The sequence below is a fragment of the Planomonospora corallina genome (assembly GCF_042650625.1).
GTDB lineage: Bacteria > Actinomycetota > Actinomycetes > Streptosporangiales > Streptosporangiaceae > Planomonospora_B > Planomonospora_B corallina.
The window spans coordinates 51,780-67,860 of record NZ_JBHSBM010000009.1; the positions used below are offsets into that span (position 1 = coordinate 51,780).

General features: G+C 72.5%; 12 protein-coding genes, 1 pseudogene and 1 riboswitch. Of the genes and pseudogenes, 9 read left to right on the top strand and 4 right to left on the bottom strand.

From position 1 onward, the window contains the following. Positions 1 to 25: 25 nt before the first annotated feature. Together ACFOWE_RS03150 and ACFOWE_RS03155 are read right to left on the bottom strand one after the other, a co-directional pair. Complete coding sequence (locus tag ACFOWE_RS03150) at positions 26 to 1,198, bottom strand: NADH-quinone oxidoreductase subunit D (RefSeq protein ID WP_377285222.1); 1,173 nt, start codon at positions 1,196 to 1,198, stop codon at positions 26 to 28. Between the two features lie 48 nt (positions 1,199 to 1,246). Continuing rightward, complete coding sequence (locus ACFOWE_RS03155) at positions 1,247 to 2,611, bottom strand: aminotransferase class V-fold PLP-dependent enzyme (protein WP_377285223.1); 1,365 nt, start codon at positions 2,609 to 2,611, stop codon at positions 1,247 to 1,249. A 62-nt stretch (positions 2,612 to 2,673) separates the two neighbouring features. Continuing rightward, a riboswitch (SAM riboswitch) is annotated at positions 2,674 to 2,791 on the bottom strand. A gap of 148 nt (positions 2,792 to 2,939) precedes the next feature. Between ACFOWE_RS03155 and ACFOWE_RS03160 the strand changes: the two genes are divergently transcribed. Together ACFOWE_RS03160 and ACFOWE_RS03165 are read left to right on the top strand one after the other, a co-directional pair. Next, positions 2,940 to 3,704, top strand: coding sequence for a TerC family protein (locus ACFOWE_RS03160; protein ID WP_377285224.1), 765 nt, complete (start codon positions 2,940 to 2,942; stop codon positions 3,702 to 3,704). 31 nt (positions 3,705 to 3,735) lie between these two features. Then, entirely contained in the window at positions 3,736 to 4,935 is a 1,200-nt protein-coding gene (locus tag ACFOWE_RS03165; protein WP_377285225.1) for a cytochrome P450, read from the top strand. 105 nt (positions 4,936 to 5,040) lie between these two features. Here ACFOWE_RS03165 and ACFOWE_RS03170 read toward each other — a convergent pair whose 3' ends face one another. Continuing rightward, positions 5,041 to 6,006 carry an SAM-dependent methyltransferase gene (locus tag ACFOWE_RS03170; RefSeq protein WP_377285226.1) on the bottom strand — a complete coding sequence of 322 codons (966 nt, stop codon included), beginning with the start codon at positions 6,004 to 6,006 and terminating at the stop codon, positions 5,041 to 5,043. Positions 6,007 to 6,580: 574 nt separating this feature from the next. On the opposite strand from ACFOWE_RS03170, the gene ACFOWE_RS03175 reads away from it, so the two are divergent. The 7 genes and pseudogenes from ACFOWE_RS03175 to ACFOWE_RS03205 all read left to right on the top strand — a co-directional run bounded on the left by ACFOWE_RS03175 (position 6,581) and on the right by ACFOWE_RS03205 (position 14,855). After that, positions 6,581 to 7,465 carry a Rossmann-like and DUF2520 domain-containing protein gene (locus tag ACFOWE_RS03175; protein WP_377285227.1) on the top strand — a complete coding sequence of 295 codons (885 nt, stop codon included), beginning with the start codon at positions 6,581 to 6,583 and terminating at the stop codon, positions 7,463 to 7,465. 85 nt (positions 7,466 to 7,550) lie between these two features. Continuing rightward, positions 7,551 to 8,411 (top strand): pantoate--beta-alanine ligase, encoded by an 861-nt coding sequence (gene panC / locus ACFOWE_RS03180; RefSeq protein WP_377285334.1) that lies wholly within the window; start codon positions 7,551 to 7,553, stop codon positions 8,409 to 8,411. Positions 8,412 to 8,487: 76 nt separating this feature from the next. Then, positions 8,488 to 8,904, top strand: a complete 417-nt coding sequence (gene panD, locus ACFOWE_RS03185; RefSeq protein ID WP_377285228.1) for an aspartate 1-decarboxylase — start codon at positions 8,488 to 8,490, stop codon at positions 8,902 to 8,904. 215 nt (positions 8,905 to 9,119) lie between these two features. After that, positions 9,120 to 11,648 carry an L-aspartate oxidase gene (locus tag ACFOWE_RS03190; protein ID WP_377285229.1) on the top strand — a complete coding sequence of 843 codons (2,529 nt, stop codon included), beginning with the start codon at positions 9,120 to 9,122 and terminating at the stop codon, positions 11,646 to 11,648. Beyond that, positions 11,648 to 12,430: a type III pantothenate kinase gene (locus ACFOWE_RS03195; protein ID WP_377285230.1), complete on the top strand. Its 783-nt coding sequence runs from the start codon at positions 11,648 to 11,650 to the stop codon at positions 12,428 to 12,430. The genes ACFOWE_RS03190 and ACFOWE_RS03195 overlap by 1 nt, the downstream gene beginning before the upstream one ends. Before the next feature lie 22 nt (positions 12,431 to 12,452). After that, positions 12,453 to 13,979: pseudogene (lysX, locus tag ACFOWE_RS03200) on the top strand (bifunctional lysylphosphatidylglycerol synthetase/lysine--tRNA ligase LysX); the annotation flags it as partial. A 627-nt stretch (positions 13,980 to 14,606) separates the two neighbouring features. After that, positions 14,607 to 14,855, top strand: a complete 249-nt coding sequence (locus ACFOWE_RS03205) for a LuxR family transcriptional regulator (RefSeq protein ID WP_377285232.1) — start codon at positions 14,607 to 14,609, stop codon at positions 14,853 to 14,855. A gap of 176 nt (positions 14,856 to 15,031) precedes the next feature. Here ACFOWE_RS03205 and ACFOWE_RS03210 read toward each other — a convergent pair whose 3' ends face one another. Then, positions 15,032 to 16,075 (bottom strand): C40 family peptidase, encoded by a 1,044-nt coding sequence (locus ACFOWE_RS03210; protein ID WP_377285233.1) that lies wholly within the window; start codon positions 16,073 to 16,075, stop codon positions 15,032 to 15,034. Positions 16,076 to 16,081: the final 6 nt, after the last annotated feature.

Sequence of the window (16,081 nt, forward strand, 5' to 3'; positions counted from 1 at the left end):
CGCCGGTCGGCCGTCACCCGGCTGTTCACTTGTCGATGTCCCCGACCACGAAGAACATCGAGCCGAGGATCGCGACCATGTCGGCGACCAGGTGGCCGGGGAGCATCTCGCGCAGCACCTGGACGTTGTTGAAGGAGGCCGAGCGGAGCTTCATCCGCCACGGGGTCTTCTCGCCGCGTGAGACCAGGTAGTAACCGTTGACGCCCAGGGGGTTCTCCGTCCAGGCGTAGGTGTGGCCCTCGGGGACCTTGAGCACCTTGGGCAGGCGCTGGTTGACCGGTCCCGGAGGCAGCTCGCGGAGCCGTTCCAGGCAGGCGTCGGCCAGGTCGAGGGAGACCTTGACCTGCTCCAGCAGCACCTCGAACCGGGCGTGGCAGTCACCGGCCGTGCGGGTGACGACCCTCACCGGCAGCTCGCCGTAGGCCAGGTAGGGGTCGTCGCGGCGCAGGTCCATGTCCACGCCGGAGGCGCGGGCGATCGGGCCGCTCACGCCGTACTGCATGATCTGCTCGCGGGTGAGCACGCCGACGCCGCGCGTGCGGGCCGTGAAGATCTCGTTGCCGATGAGCAGGCCCTCGATGTCGGGCAGCCGGCGGCGCACCTCCGCGACGGCCTGCCCGGCCCGGCCGAGCCAGCCCTCGGGCAGCTCCTCCTTCAGGCCGCCGACCCGGTTGAACATGTAGTGCATGCGCCCGCCGGAGATCTCCTCCATGACGGCCTGGAGCGTCTCGCGCTCCCGGAACGCGTAGAAGACCGGGGTCATCGCGCCCAGCTCCAGCGGGTAGGAGCCGAGGAACATCAGGTGGTTGAGGACCCGGTTGAGCTCGGCCAGGAGCGTCCGGGCCCAGACGGCCCGGACCGGGACCTCCATGCCGAGCATGCGCTCGACGGCCAGGACCACGCCCAGCTCGTTGGCGAACGCCGACAGCCAGTCGTGCCGGTTGGCCAGCACGATGATCTGCCGGTAGTCCCGGACCTCGAACAGTTTCTCCGCGCCCCGGTGCATGTAGCCCACGATCGGCTCGGCCGCGCTGATCCGCTCGCCGTCCAGCGTCAGCCGCAGCCGCAGCACGCCGTGCGTGGACGGGTGCTGCGGGCCGATGTTGAGGACCATGTCCTCGGTCGCGAGCTCCTTGCCGCCGGCGCCGCCGCCGACGAGTGAGGCTCCGGCACCGATTCCCACGACCCGTTCCGTCATGGGGCCATCATCCCCCAGCGGGGGCCCGCCGGGTCCACCCGGCGGGGGTCACTTCGGCGCCGCGGCGCCGCGACGGGAGACGATCTCCTCCAGGGCGCGGACGAGACGGTCGACGTGCTCGTCGGTGGTGCCGATGCCGATCGAGGCGCGGAGCGCGGAGACCGTCGTGTCCTCGCAGCCGCCGTCCTTCACCCCGCCCAGCAGGTGCCGGACGAACGGGTGGGCGCAGAACTTCCCGTCGCGCACGCCGATGCCGTACTCGTCGGAGAGGGCCTCGGCGACCTCGCGGGCGGTCAGGCCCTCCACCACGAAGGAGACGATGCCGACGCGCGGGTGGTCGGGGCCCCACAGGGAGAGCTCGTGCACGCCCTCGACCGCGGCCAGGCCCGCGCGGAGCCTGCCGAGCAGGCGCTCCTCCTCGCGGACCAGCGCCGTCCAGCCGGTGGCGCTCAGCGCGTCGCAGGCGGCGGCCAGGGCGACGGCGCCCAGCACGTTGGGAGTGCCCGCCTCGTGCCGGGCCTCGGGGTCGTCGTGCCACTCGACGCCCCCGACGCCCCCGCCGTCGCCGCCGTCCCCGACGCCTCCGCCGCCCACGGAGCGCACCGCCCCGCCGCCCTTGAGGTACGGCTCGGCCTCCGCGAGCCAGTCGGGGCGGCCGACGAGCGCGCCCGTGCCGAAGGGTGCGTAGAGCTTGTGCCCGGAGAAGACCACGTAGTCCAGGTCGAGCGCGGTCAGGTTGAGGCGGCGGTGCGGGACGAGCTGGGCCGCGTCGACGAGGATGCGGGCGCCGTGCCGGTGGGCGACGTGCGCCAGGGCGGCGATCGGCCACAGCTCGCCGGTGACGTTGGAGGCGGCGGTCACCACGAGCAGCTTCGGGCCCTCGATGCCTGTGAGGGCCTCGTCGACCGCGCGGACGGCCTCGCCGGGGAAGGCGGGCGGCGCCAGCCGTACGGCGCCGGCCCAGGGCAGCAGCGAGGCGTGGTGCTCGGAGTCGAAGACCACGACGGTGGTGCCCTCCGGCAGGGCGCGGGCCAGCAGGTTGACGGCGTCTGTGGTGTTGCGGGTGAAGACCACCGCGTCGCCGGGGCGGGCGCCGACGAAGGCGCGGACCGTGTGCCGGGCCTGCTCGTAGCGGGCCGTGGTGAGTTGCGAGGCGTAGCCGGCGCCCCGGTGGACGCTGGAGTAGGCCGGGAGCGCGGCGGCGACGGCGGCGCTCACCGGCTCGAGACAGGGGGCGCTGGCGGCGTAGTCGAGGTTGGCGTAGGGGACGAGCCTGCCGCCCCGGACGGGGACGGCGAGGTCGGCGCCGAGCACGGGAGGGATGGGCCGGTCGCCGGCGGCCCGCCGGACGGGCTCCGGAGCGGCGGCGGGGGCGGCGGGGGCGTCGGTGGTGAAGATGCCGAGCAGGGACACGCCAGGACTCCTTCGAGGTCATCGGACCCCAAGCCCCTGCGAGGCGTGGCGATGGTGCGTGGAGCCCGCGCTTGACCGGCGCCACTCCGGCGCCGGACCAGGTCCTCACCCGGGGCACCCCGCCGCGGACGCGAGGGTTGCCGGCCAGCGAGCCGGGGCTTGTCACTGGCACTCATGACCTACCGCGAACTATAACCATCCCGGCCCGCCGGTCCGCAAGTCGGACACGGAATGGTGTCGGCCGCCTCGGGCAGGAACCTCCGGAGCCCGCCGATCGTCTATGCGGCGTGACCGGCTGGAACACCACGACCCCTCGGAGGAGACGGCGATGGACTGGGTGGCAGACCCGCAGATCTGGATAGGGTTCCTCACCCTCGTCGGCCTGGAGATCGTCCTCGGCATCGACAACGTCATCTTCATCTCGATCCTGGCGGGCAAGCTCCCGCCGGAGCAGCGTGACAAGGCGCGCAAGCTGGGGCTGCTCGCCGCGCTGCTCAGCCGCCTGGCGCTGCTGCTGGCCCTCTCCTGGGTCATACGGCTCACCGCCCCGCTCTTCGAGGTCCTCGGGCAGGAGATCTCGGGCCGCGACCTGATCCTGATCCTGGGCGGCCTGTTCCTGATAGGGAAGAGCGTCTTCGAGATCCACGACAACCTGGAGGGCAAGTCCGGCCACGCCGGAGGGAAGGTCGCCTCCTCCTTCGCCGCGGTGATCGTGCAGATCATGATCCTGGACATCGTCTTCTCGCTCGACTCGGTGATCACCGCGGTCGGCATGGTGGACGAGATCGGCGTCATGGTCGCGGCCGTCGTCGTCTCGGTCCTGGTGATGCTGTTCGCCTCCGGGCCGATCAGCCGCTTCGTGGACCGGCACCCGAGCATCAAGATGCTCGCCCTGTCCTTCCTGATCCTGATCGGCGTCGTGCTCCTGGCCGAGGGCTTCGAGCAGCACATCCCCAAGGGCTACATCTACTTCGCGATGGCCTTCTCGCTGCTGGTGGAGATGCTCAACATCCGCATGCGGAGCAAGCCGGGCGCCGAGGAGCCGGTGGAGCTGCACCACCGCTACGAGGAGGAGAAGCCCGCCGAGGGGTAGACGGGGCGCGTTCCCGGATTACGATGCGAATGTGAAGTTTGATCCTTGGAGTCCGGAATTCGTCGCCCATCCCTATGACGTCTACGCCGAGCTGCGCCGCGAGCGGCCGGTCGGCTTCTTCGAGCCGACCGGCCAGTGGCTGATCGCCCGGCACGCCGACGTCAACGCGCTGCTGCGCGACCGCAGGCTCGGCCGGTCGTACCTGCACACGGCCACCCACGCGGAGTTCGGCCGGCCCGACGACCCGGAGTTCCAGGAGCCGTTCTGGCGGGTGGTCCGCGCCGGGATGCTCGACGTGGAGCCGCCGGTCCACACCCGCCTGAGGAGGCTGGTCTCCAAGGCGTTCACCCCCCGCATGGTCGAGGCGCTCCGGCCCAAGGTCGCCGAGCTCGCCGGCGGGCTCGTGGACCGCTTCGCCGAGCGCGGCGGAGGCGATCTCATCGCCGAGGTGGCCGAGCCGCTCCCGGTGACCGTGATCGCCGAGATGCTCGGCGTGCCCGAGGCCGACCGGCACCTGCTGCGCCCCTGGTCCGCCGACATCTGCGGGATGTACGAGCTCAACCCCTCGGTCGAGGCCCAGCACACCGCCGTGCGCGCGGCGGAGGAGTTCTCCGCCTACCTCGTCGACCTGGCCCGCCACCGCAGGGAGAACCCCGGCGACGACCTGATCAGCGCCCTCGCCCAGGTCGCCGACGAAGGCGACAGGCTCACCGAGGAGGAACTGGTCGGCACCTGCGTGCTGCTGCTCAACGCCGGGCACGAGGCCACGGTCAACACCACCGGCAACGGCTGGTGGGCCCTGTTCCGCAACCCCGCCGAGCTGGAACGGCTCCGCGCCGACCACGGCCTGATCCCGACCGCGATCGAGGAGCTGCTGCGCTGGGACACCCCGCTGCAGATGTTCGAGCGCTGGGTGCTGGAGGACATCACGGTCGGCGGGGTCGACATCCCGCGCGGTTCCGAGGTGGCCCTGCTGTTCGGCTCGGCCAACCGCGACCCCGAGGTCTTCGACGATCCCGACCGCCTCGACCTGGGCCGCGCGGAGAACCCGCACATCTCCTTCGGCGCCGGCATCCATTTCTGCCTGGGCGCGCCGCTGGCCCGGATCGAGCTGGCCGAGTCGTTCGGGGCGCTGCTGCGCCGGGCCCCGAAGATGGAACTCGCCGCCGAGCCGGTCTGGGGCCCGGGCTACGTCATCCGGGGCCTGGAGGCTCTGCACGTGCGCGTCTGAGGGGCGCGGAGCGTGTGCGCGTCCGAGGGCGCGGAGTCTGTGCGCGTCCGAGGAGCACGCGCGGAGTCCGCGCGTGCGCGTCCGGGGCGCGGCACGGTCGCGCGCTCAGCCGCGCTCCTGGACGAGCCAGCCGAAACCGCCGAGGCCGCCGGGATCGATGAGCTCCGCCTCCTGCGAGGCCCGGGCCAGGGCCCGCAGGTAACCGCGCGGGTCGGTGCGGGCGAGACCGGCCGGGGGCCGGGTCCCGGTGACGCCGAGCGTGCGCAGGGCCTCGCGCTGCGTCGTCAGGGCCACGGTCACCGCCCCGGCCCGCTCCCCGGCGGCCGCGCAGGCGTCCAGGGCGACGTGCGCGGTGATGTCGCACGAGCCGTCGGGCACGGGCACGACGGACGCGCCGTCGCGGTAGCCGGTCAGCGTCCCGTACGGCGGGCGGCCGGCTGCGGAGTGCGCGTAGTCGACCGCGACCGCGCGTCCGCGTGCCAGCCGTACGACGGTCCCGGCCCAGGCGTCGTCGCGGGACCTGCCGATCTCGGCCCGCTCGCCCGTGCCCCGGGTCGGCCACCAGCGGCCCAGCCAGGCCAGGTCGGCCTTCGAGGGCGGGTCCCCGAGGCGCTCCTCGCCGGTCGCGGGGTCGACCAGCACGAGCCGGAGCCCGTCGGTGGTCCGCTCGACGACGTCCAGCGGCACGTTGTCCAGCCACTCGTTGGCGATCACCAGCCCGTGGATCTCCTCCGGGCAGACCGCGGACCAGGTGATCTCCTCGGGCAGCCGGGGCGGCCGGGGGGCCAGGTCCACCGCGGTCACCCGGAGTCTCGCGCGCAGATCGTCCGGGGCGAGGACCGCGACCCGGGCCGCCAGCGCTCCCTCGCCGGCGCCGACGTCCACCAGGTCGATCTCCCGTGGCCGGCCGAGCGCCTCGTCGACCGCCAGCAGTTCGCGGAGCACGGCCCCGGCGAAGACACCGGAGGCGCCGACCGAGGTCCGGAAGTGTCCGGAGGGGCGCTCGTGCAGGTAGAAGCCGTTCTCGCCGTAGAGCGCCCGCTCCATCGCGGCCCGCCAGGTCAGCCACATGGGGGCAGACGTTACCGGGCCGGCCCGGGAGACCGCATGACGCCGCCATGACGCCGCCTGCCGCGCCGGGAGGCCCGCATGGGGCGCGCATGACACGCCGGGCTCCCGGGTTACCTTGCCTTGACCTCGCTTTGCGTTAACGTTGCTCACTGTCGGCGGCAGTCAGTGCCCGGCCCGCTCCCCCAGCGGGCGCGGTCCTGGCGCCGATCGGCACTGCTGGTCGCTCGTGTCGGCAATCGGGCGCCGGGTCTCTGGGGAACGGACCCGGCGCCCGCCGTCGTCTCCGCGCCCTCCCCATGCCCTCCCCATGCCCTCCCCATGCCTTATCCGTGCCCTCCCCGCGGGGGCCCGCGCCTGCCCGGCACGCTCCCCAGGCGCCTCTTCAGCGCCTCTTCAGCGCCTCTTCAGCGCCTCTTCAGCGCCTCTCCAGTGCTCTCCAGTGCCTCCCCGTCGCCTTCCCGGGGCGCTCTCCCGGTCACTCCCGGCGGGGTGCCGTGCCGTCACCGCCGGAGTCCCTCCCGTTACGCTGGTCAACTGGTACGCAAGGCCCGGTGGCGGCGAAGGACGGGACATCGTGGACACAGGAGAGCGCCCGGCACGGCTGGCGGTGGGAGTGCTCGGGGCCGGACGGGTCGGGTCGGCGCTCGGCGCGGCGCTCGCGCGGGCGGGTCACCGGGTCGTGGCCGCCAGCGGCGTCTCCGACGCCTCCCGGCGGCGGGTGGCCGAGCGGCTCGGCCTGACCCCCAGCAGCCCCGAGGAGGTGGTGGCCCGCGCGGACCTCGTCCTGCTCACCGTCCCGGACGACGCGCTGCCCGGCCTCGTCGCCGGCCTGGCCGAGACCGGCGCCGACCTGCGCGGCAAGCTCCTGGTCCACACCAGCGGCGCGTACGGCCTGGCCGTGCTGAACCCGGCGGTCGAGAAGGGGGCGCTGCCCCTCGCGCTGCACCCGGTGATGACCTTCACCGGCAGAGACGACGACCTGAGCCGCCTGACCGGCATCTCGTTCGGCGTCACCGCGCCCGAGCCGCTCCGGATGGTGGCCGAGGCGCTGGTCATCGAGATCGAGGGCGAGCCGGTCTGGATCGAGGAGAAGGACCGGGCGCTCTACCACGCGGCCCTGGCGAACGCGGCCAACCACATGGTCACACTGATCGCGGAGTCGTCCGAGCTGCTGCGCGGGATCGGCGTGGAGGAGCCGGGCCGGCTGCTCGGTCCGCTGCTCGGCGCGGCCCTGGACAACGTGCTCCGGCTCGGCCTGTCCGGGCTGACCGGCCCCGTGGTGCGGGGTGACGCGGGCACCGTCCGCAAGCACGTGGACGCGCTCATCCTCGCCGCTCCGGAGGTGGCGGACGCCTACGTGGTGCTCGCCAGGCTCACGGCCGACCGGGCGCTCGCGGCCGGGCTGCTCAAGCCCGAGGCCGCAGAGTGCCTCCTGGACGCGCTGGGCGGGGGCGGATGATCCCCGAGTGCCTCCTGGACGCGCTGGGCGGGGGCGGATGACTCCCCGCCCCGCCGTACTCGAACATCCCCTCATGAGGAGAGACATGGACGTGATCGTGGCGGGCGACCGCGCCGGACTGGCCGAGGCGCGCCGGACGCTGGGGATCGGCCGCGAGGCCCCCCCGGGCAGGGCCGCGCTGGCGCTGGTGCCGACGATGGGGGCGCTGCACGAGGGGCACCGCTCGCTCATCCGGCTGGCCCGGGAGCGGGCCGACCACGTCGCGGTGAGCGTCTTCGTCAATCCCCTGCAGTTCGGCCCGGGGGAGGACTACGCCCGCTACCCCCGGACGTTCGACACCGACCTGGAGGTGTGCGCGGAGGAGGGGGCGGGCATCGTCTTCGCCCCCTCCGCCGAGGAGATGTACCTGCCGGACCGGCAGGTCGGCGTCTCGGCGGGGAAGATGGGCACGATCGTCGAGGGGGCGTCCCGGCCGGGGCACTTCGACGGGATGCTGACCGTGGTGCTCAAGCTGTTCAACCTGGTCCGGCCGGACGTGGCGGTCTTCGGCCGCAAGGACGCCCAGCAGCTGGCGCTGATCCGCCGGATGGTGCTCGACCTCGACCTGCCGATCGAGATCGTGGGCGCCCCCACCGTCCGGGAGGCGGACGGCCTGGCGCTCTCCAGCCGGAACCGCTATCTGTCGCCGCACGAGCGGACCATGGCCCTGGCGCTGTCCAGGGCGCTGTTCGCGGGGGCCGAGCAGGGCAGGCCGTCGGAGATCCGGCGGGCGGCGCGGGCCGTGCTCGACGCCGAGCCGGGAGTGGACCTCGACTATCTGGTCCTGGTGGATCCGGCGACCTTCACCGAGGTGGGCGAGGAGTACGCCGGGGAGGCGGTCCTCGCGGTCGCGGCGAGGGTCGGGACTACCCGGCTGATCGACAACGTTGTCCTCACACTGGGCTGACTCATACCCTGGAAACCCCCTGTCCGGCGTGCACGTCCTCGAAGGCGGCGCGACCACGCGAAAGGTGAAACGGCGCATGCTCCGAACCATGCTCACCTCCAAGATCCACCGTGCCACCGTCACCCAGGCCGACCTGCACTACGTGGGATCGGTCACCATCGACGAGGACCTGCTGGACGCGGCCGGGCTGCTGCCCGGGGAGCAGGTTCACATCGTGGACATCGACAACGGCGCCAGGCTGGTGACCTACACCATCGCGGGGCCGCGTGGCTCCGGTGTCATCGGCATCAACGGCGCCGCCGCCCGCCTCGTCCACCAGGGCGACCTGGTGATCATCATCGCCTACGGGCAGATGGAGGACGCCGAGGCCAGGACGTTCCGGCCGCGGGTCGTCCACGTCGACCGCGACAACCGGATCGTCGACCTCGGCGAGGACCTCGCCGCCCCGGCCCCCGGCACGGCCGGCCTCCGGGGCGACCTCGTCGCGGGCTGACGCCCTCGCCCTACGGGGTTCCTCGGGGCCTCCGGGGTTCCCCGGGGCCGCTGGGGGCGCCCGGGGTCGTCCGGGGTCGCCCGGGGTCACCGCGGACCCCGGGGAAGCCTCACGGCGCGCCCGGCGTTATCGTCATGATGACGAAATCCGCGGGACGCACCGCCCGCGGCGCGACGCCCCGGTGTCGCCATGCGACCCGTCCCGAGGAGGCGACCATGAGTATCCCGGCGATCCCCCTGAGACTGACCGCGCCGGAGCCGGGCTGGACGGTCGAGGCGGACCTGGTCGTGGTCGGCTCCGGGATCGCGGGCCTGACCCTGGCGCTCCGCTACGCGCGCCTGGAGCCCGCCGCGAAGGTCCTGGTCGTCACCAAGGACGTGCTCTCGGCTGGCTCCACGCGCTGGGCGCAGGGCGGCATCGCCGCCGTGCTCGACCCGGACGACACCCCCGGCGAGCACCTGTCCGACACGCTCATCGCAGGGGTCGGCCTCTGCGACACCGAGGCGGTCCGGGTCCTGGTGACCGAGGGGCCGGAAGCGCTGCGCGGTCTCATCGCGACCGGCGCCCGGTTCGACACCGACGCCGCCGGAGAGCTCCAGCTCACCCGGGAGGGCGGCCACCGGCGCAACCGCATCGTGCACGCGGGCGGCGACGCCACCGGCGCCGAGGTGCAGCGCGCGCTCGTCGCGGCGGTCCGCGCGGCGGAGATCGAGGTGATCGAGCACGCGCTCGTCCTCGACCTGCTCAAGGACGGAGACGGCCACGCGGCCGGGGTGACCCTGCACGTGATGGGCGAGGGCTCACGCGACGGCGTGGGCGCCGTCCGCTCCCGCGCGGTGGTGCTCGCCACCGGCGGGATGGGCCAGGTCTACGCCGCCACCACCAACCCGCTCGTCTCCACCGGGGACGGGGTGGCGCTCGCGCTGCGGGCCGGGGCCGCGGTGCGGGACCTGGAGTTCGTGCAGTTCCACCCGACGGTGCTCTGGCTCGGCGAGGGCGCGACCGGCCAGCAGCCGCTGATCTCCGAGGCGGTCCGCGGCGAGGGCGCGGTGCTCGTCGACGCCGACGGCGTGCCGTTCATGCGGGACGTGCACGAGCTGGCCGACCTGGCCCCCCGGGACGTCGTGGCCAAGGCCATCATGCGGCGGATGCGCGAGACCGGCGCCGACCACATGTACCTCGACGGCCGCCACTTCGGCGAGGAGAAGTGGCGCACCCGCTTCCCGACGATCCACGCGGTCTGCCTGGAGCACGGGATCGACCCGGTCACGCAGCCGATCCCGGTCGCCCCGGCCGCCCACTACGCCAGCGGCGGCGTCCGCACCGACCTGCACGGCCGCAGCAGCGTGCCCGGCCTGTACGCCTGCGGGGAGGTCGCCTGCACCGGCGTGCACGGCGCCAACCGGCTGGCCTCCAACTCGCTGCTGGAGGGCCTGGTCTTCGCCGAGCGCATCGCCGCCGACGTCCACGCGCTGCGCCCGGCGCCCGGCGAGCCGGTGCCGGACCGGCGTCCCGCCGGGCTCGTCGACCCCCGTGCCCGGTCGCGGATCCAGGCGCACATGAGCCGGGGCGCGAGCGTGCTGCGCAGCGGCGGGAGCCTCGACGGGGTGAGCCGCGCCCTGCTGAACGCCCGCTGGACCCCGGTGGCGGTCGAGCCGTGCACCGAGTCGTGGGAGGCCACCAACCTGCTGACCGTCGCCTCGGCGCTGGTGACGGCCGCCCGCGCCCGGGAGGAGACCCGTGGGGCACACTGGCGGGAGGACTTCCCCGAGCGCGACGACGCCCGATGGCTCAGCCACCTCGACCTGACCCTGACGGAGGAGGGCCTGATCATGAACTACCGTCCGCACGCCGAGGCCGTGCCGCCGGGACTGCCCGCGCACCTGGCCGAGGAACTGGCCGCGGCGGGGCTGGACCCCGCCGGGGTGGGCGCCCTGCTCGACACCGCGCTCGCCGAGGACGTCCAGGAGGCGGGGGACGTGACGAGCATCGCCACGATCCCCGCGGGCCGGACGGCGACCGCCGACGTGGTGGCGCGGGCCGACGGGGTGGTCGCGGGGCTCGCGGTCGCCGAGGCGGTCTTCGCCCGGTTCGGCGCGGAGCGGGCCGAGCGGCACGTCAAGGACGGCGAGCGGGTGAGCCGGGGGGACGTGCTGATGACCGTCACCGGTGCCACCCGTGACCTGCTGACGGCCGAGCGGACCGCGCTGAACCTGCTCACCCACCTGTCCGGCATCGCCTCCCTGACCGCCCGGTGGGTCCGGGCGGTGGAGGGGACCGGCGCCCGCATCCGCGACAGCCGCAAGACCCTGCCGGGCCTGCGCGCGCTGGAGAAGTACGCCGTCCGCGCCGGCGGCGGGGCCAACCACCGGATGTCCCTTTCGGACGCGGCTCTGATCAAGGACAATCACGTGGTGGCCGCGGGTGGGGTGGCCGAGGCGTTCCGCGCGGTCCGCGACGCCTACCCCGGCCTGCCGATCGAGGTCGAGGTCGACCGGATCGACCAGATCGAGCCGGTGCTCGCCGAGGGAGCGGAGGAGATCCTGCTGGACAACTTCACGGTGCCCCAGCTGCGTGAGGCCGTACGGCTGGTGGCCGGGCGGGCGCGGCTGGAGTCCAGCGGGGGCCTGACCTTGGAATCGGCTCGTGACGTGGCCGAAACTGGCGTTGACTACCTTGCGGTGGGCGCGCTCACGCATTCGGCGCCGGCCCTGGACATCGCCTTGGACCTTCGGGGGAACTGATGCTGCTCGCCATCGACGTCGGCAACACTCACACCGTGCTCGGCCTGTTCGAGGGTGACGAGGTGATCGAGCACTGGCGGATCGCCACCGACGCCCGGCGCACGGCCGACGAGATCGCCGTCGTGCTGCAGGGGCTGCTGGGGCAGTCGCCGCTGCTCAAGGGCGCCGACGTCGACGGCATCGCGCTGTGCTCCACGGTGCCGTCGGTGCTCAACGAGATGCGGGAGATGTGCCGCCGCTACTACGGCGACGTCACCGCGGTGATCGTCGAGCCCGGCGTGCGCACCGGCGTGCCGGTCCGCATGGACAACCCGAAGGAGGTCGGCAGCGACCGGATCGTCAACGCGCTGGCCGCCATCCAGCTGTACGGCGGGCCGTGCGTCATCGTCGACTTCGGCACCGCGACCTCCTTCGACGCCGTCTCCGCCAAGGGGGAGTACGTCGGGGCGGTCACCGCGCCCGGCATCGAGATCTCGGTGGACGCGCTGGCGGCCGCCGGGGCGCAGCTGCACAAGGTGGAGCTGGTCCGGCCCCGCTCGGTGATCGCGAAGAACACGGTCGAGGCGCTCCAGTCCGGCATCATCTACGGCTTCGCCGGCCAGGTGGACGGGATCGTGGAGCGCATGGCGGCCGAGCTGGCCGACGACCCGGACGACGTCACGGTGGTCGCGACCGGCAGCGCGGCGCCGCTGGTGGTCAGCGAGTCGGCCTCGATCGACGTGCACGAGCCGTGGCTGACGCTGATCGGGCTCCGGCTCATCTACCACCGCAACACGATGTGAGGCGCGGGCAGCGGCCGGAGACAGTCCGGACATCGGTAACCTTGACCGCGTGACCGACCATGTGACTCCAGCCGAGGATCTGCCCGAGCAGATGCGCGTGCGCCGGGAGAAGCTCGACCGTCTCCGCTCCGAGGGCGTCGACCCCTACCCGGTGAACTTCCCGCGCACCGCGACCAACGCCGAGATCCGCGATAAATACGCGGATCTCGCCGCTGACACCGCGACCGGCGACAGAGTGGGCGTCACCGGTCGCGTCATGCTCTCCCGGATCGGCGGCAAGCTCTGCTTCGCCACCATCCGCGACGGCTCCGGCGACCTCCAGGTCATGATCTCGCTGGACAAGGTGGGTGAGGAGTCCCTCGCCGCCTGGAAGCGCGACGTCGACCTGGGCGACCACGTCGGCATCGAGGGCGAGGTCATCACCTCGCGCCGCGGCGAGCTGTCGATCCTCGCCGACCGGTGGGCCATCACCTCCAAGTGCCTGCGCCCGCTGCCGGAGAAGCACCTCGGGCTCACCGACCCCGAGGCGCGGGTCCGGATGCGCTACGTGGACCTCATCGTCAACGACGAGGCCCGCAAGATGGCCTACACCCGCAGCGCCGTCGTCCGCGCGGTCCGCGACTTCTGGCACGAGGAGGGCTACCTCGAGGTCGAGACGCCGATGCTGCAGCCGATCCACGGCGGCGCCACGGCCCGGCCGTTCAAGACCCACATCAACGCCTACGACATGGAGCTCTACCTCCGCATCGCGATCGAGCTCTACCTCAAGCGGCTCGTGGTGGGCGGCATCGAGAAGGTCTTCGAGATCAACCGCAACTTCCGCAACGAGGGCGCGGACGCCACCCACAACCCCGAGTTCACCATGCTCGAGGCGTACGGGACGTATCTCGACTACAACGACATGGCCGACCTGACCCAGCGGATGATCCAGAAGGCGGTGGTGGCCGCGCTGGGCCGCTCCGTGGTGGAGCACGACGGGGTGGAGGTCGACCTCGGGCGGGCCGAGTGGCCGCGGATCACGCTGTACGGCTCGGTCTCCGAGGCGCTGGGCGAGGAGGTCACGACCGAGACCTCCCTGGACCAGGTCCGCAAGCTCGCCGACGCGCGGGAGATCCCCTGGGACCCGAAGTGGGGCCAGGGCAAGCTCGTCCAGGAGATCTTCGAGGCGCTGGTCGAGCACACGCTGATCCAGCCCACGTTCGTCATGGACTACCCGCTGGAGACCTCCCCGCTGGCCCGTCAGCACCGCGACAACCCGCTGCTGACCGAGAAGTGGGACCTGATCGGGTTCGGCACCGAGCTGGGCACCGCCTTCTCGGAGCTGGTGGACCCGGTCGAGCAGCGCCGCCGCCTCACCGAGCAGTCCCTGCTCGCCGCGGGCGGCGACCCGGAGGCCATGCAGCTTGACGAGGACTTCCTCACCGCCCTGGAATACGCGATGCCGCCGACCGGTGGCATGGGGCTGGGGATCGACCGCCTCGTGATGGCCTTCACCGGCAGGAACATCCGGGAGACCATCCTGTTCCCGCTGGTCAAGCCGGCGGGTTGATCGTGGTGCGTGAGCGCGGCCGGGGAGCGTCCCCGGCCGCGCTCACGTGTTTCTCCCGGCCGGGGAGCGTCCCGGCGCACGCGGCAGGAGGGCGGGGTCCCGCGGGAAGGCCCTCCGAGAGCCCGCTGTGGCACCCATTGATGCGAGAACATAAAGGCTTTTTCGGCGCATCTCTTACTGTGCGCCGGAGCGGAACTCCAGAATGATATTCGACACGGTGGAGCGGATCTCCGTCCGATAACCGGACAACTATTTCTTCTCGTCACACCAGTCGCATGATCCGATCAAAGTGACGAACATCTCATCATCTCGGTAAATGCTCGCGTCCGAGCGGCGACGGGATGATCGGACCCGTGGTGATCAGCGAGAACTCCCCGCGGAGCCGACGTGGCGCGGACGGGGAAAGGCCACTGCTCGCACGGGCCGCGGTCGACTGGAGCGAATTATTCACTAAACTCCGTGATGTCGTTAGTAGTTCATGTAATGACCGGTATGTCAATGGTGTCCGTCTGCTCTATCGAGAACAGAACTTGACGACCTTTGAAGAGGACGTTTAACGTTCCTGGCGGGCGACATTGGTTCCGATCACACTCACGGCTGGGTGCCGGTGCGGGGGAGGACCTCTAGATGGCATATCCAGAAGTCGTAGTGGATGCCCGTCGCGGCCCTCTGGCCGTGCGCGAGGCCGATCTCAGCGACGAGGACCTCGTCCTCCTGGCGGAGCTCGCCAAGGGGGTCACCGTGGACCGCGTGGGACGCCGCCTCGACATCAGCGGGCGCACCGTCCGGCGCAGGCTGCGTGGCATCTGCGACCGGATCGGCGTGGCCACCGCGATCGAGGCCGTGGCCTGGGCCGCCCGCCGCCGCCTGATCTGACCTCGCCGCCCGGTCCGGTTCCCGGTCCGGGGCCCGTCCCCTCGCGACCCGCCCCGTCCTGAGCGCGGGTCGCGACGAGCTCCGAACAGGAGCCGGTCCGGGATCCGCACGGCGCCGGCTTTCGGTCCGCCCGCACGGAGCCGGAGCTCAGTTCGCGATCCGTACGGCGCCGGAGCTCAGTTCGCGATCCGTACGGCGCCGGCGAACGGCCGGCCCGCGATCGGGGCGATGCGGACGACGTCGCCGGTCCGCGGCGCGTGGACCATCAGGCCGCCGCCGATGTAGATCCCGACGTGGTGCAGGTCGTTGTAGAAGAAGACGAGGTCTCCGGGCCGCATCTCCTCCCTGGAGATGCGCGTGCCCGCCGTCCACTGGTTGCCGGTGTAGTGCGGGAGGCTGATGCCGACCTTCTGGTAGGCCCACATGACCAGGCCCGAGCAGTCGAAGCCGCTGGGGCCCTCGGCTCCCCACACGTAGGGCTTCAGCTGCTGGGTGAGCGCCCAGCGGGCGGCCTGGGCCGCCTTGCCGTCGCCCACGATCGGCATGTCGACCTTCACGGCGCGGCCGCCGCTGTTCGCGCGCTGACGCACCTGCCGGAAGAGATCGCTCTCGACCTGGGCGACCAGCCGTTCGATCTTCGTGCGCTTCGTGCCGAGCTGATCGAGGAGCTTGGTGACCTCGTCGGTCCTGGCCTTGGCGCTGACCTTGGCCCGCTCGGCGGCCTTGACCGCCTGGCCGAGCTGCGCGAGCTGCTCGCTCTGCTGCTGCTGGAGCGCGTAGGCCGTGGCGGCCTGGTCGAGGAAGGCGCTGGGGTCACCGGAGGAGGTGAAGGCGAGGGTGTTGGCCAGGCCGCCGGCCATGTAGTTGCTCTGCGCGAGCAGGGTGGTCTTCTGGCGGAGCTCCTGGAGCCTGGACTCGCTGTTGGCGAGGGTCTTCTTGGCGGCGGCGGCCGTCCGCTGCGCCTGCTTGAGCTTGACCCGCTCACCGTTGTACTGCTCGGCGAGCTGCTCGATCTCCGTGTGCAGTCGGTCGGCCTGCTTGGCGAGCTCCTGGAGGCCGGGCTTCGGCTCGGCGACGGCGGCCGGAGGGCTGCCCAGGGTGAGGGAGGCGAGAGCGGTCGCGAGGGCCGCGATCCGGAGCGAGAGGCGGCGCGGGGCGCGTTCTCGACAGCGGGCGTGCTTGCCCGCGTGCTCTCTCCCGCGGCCGCGCGTGCGCTTCACCAACAA

Coding starts and splice junctions, on each gene's coding strand:
- ACFOWE_RS03150 (WP_377285222.1), bottom strand. CDS start 1,198: ATGACGGAACGGGTCGTGGGAATCGGTGCCGGAGCCTCACTCGTCGGC.
- ACFOWE_RS03160 (WP_377285224.1), top strand. CDS start 2,940: ATGGACTGGGTGGCAGACCCGCAGATCTGGATAGGGTTCCTCACCCTC.
- ACFOWE_RS03170 (WP_377285226.1), bottom strand. CDS start 6,006: ATGTGGCTGACCTGGCGGGCCGCGATGGAGCGGGCGCTCTACGGCGAG.
- panC (WP_377285334.1), top strand. CDS start 7,551: ATGGACGTGATCGTGGCGGGCGACCGCGCCGGACTGGCCGAGGCGCGC.
- panD (WP_377285228.1), top strand. CDS start 8,488: ATGCTCCGAACCATGCTCACCTCCAAGATCCACCGTGCCACCGTCACC.
- ACFOWE_RS03190 (WP_377285229.1), top strand. CDS start 9,120: ATGAGTATCCCGGCGATCCCCCTGAGACTGACCGCGCCGGAGCCGGGC.
- ACFOWE_RS03195 (WP_377285230.1), top strand. CDS start 11,648: ATGCTGCTCGCCATCGACGTCGGCAACACTCACACCGTGCTCGGCCTG.
- ACFOWE_RS03205 (WP_377285232.1), top strand. CDS start 14,607: ATGGCATATCCAGAAGTCGTAGTGGATGCCCGTCGCGGCCCTCTGGCC.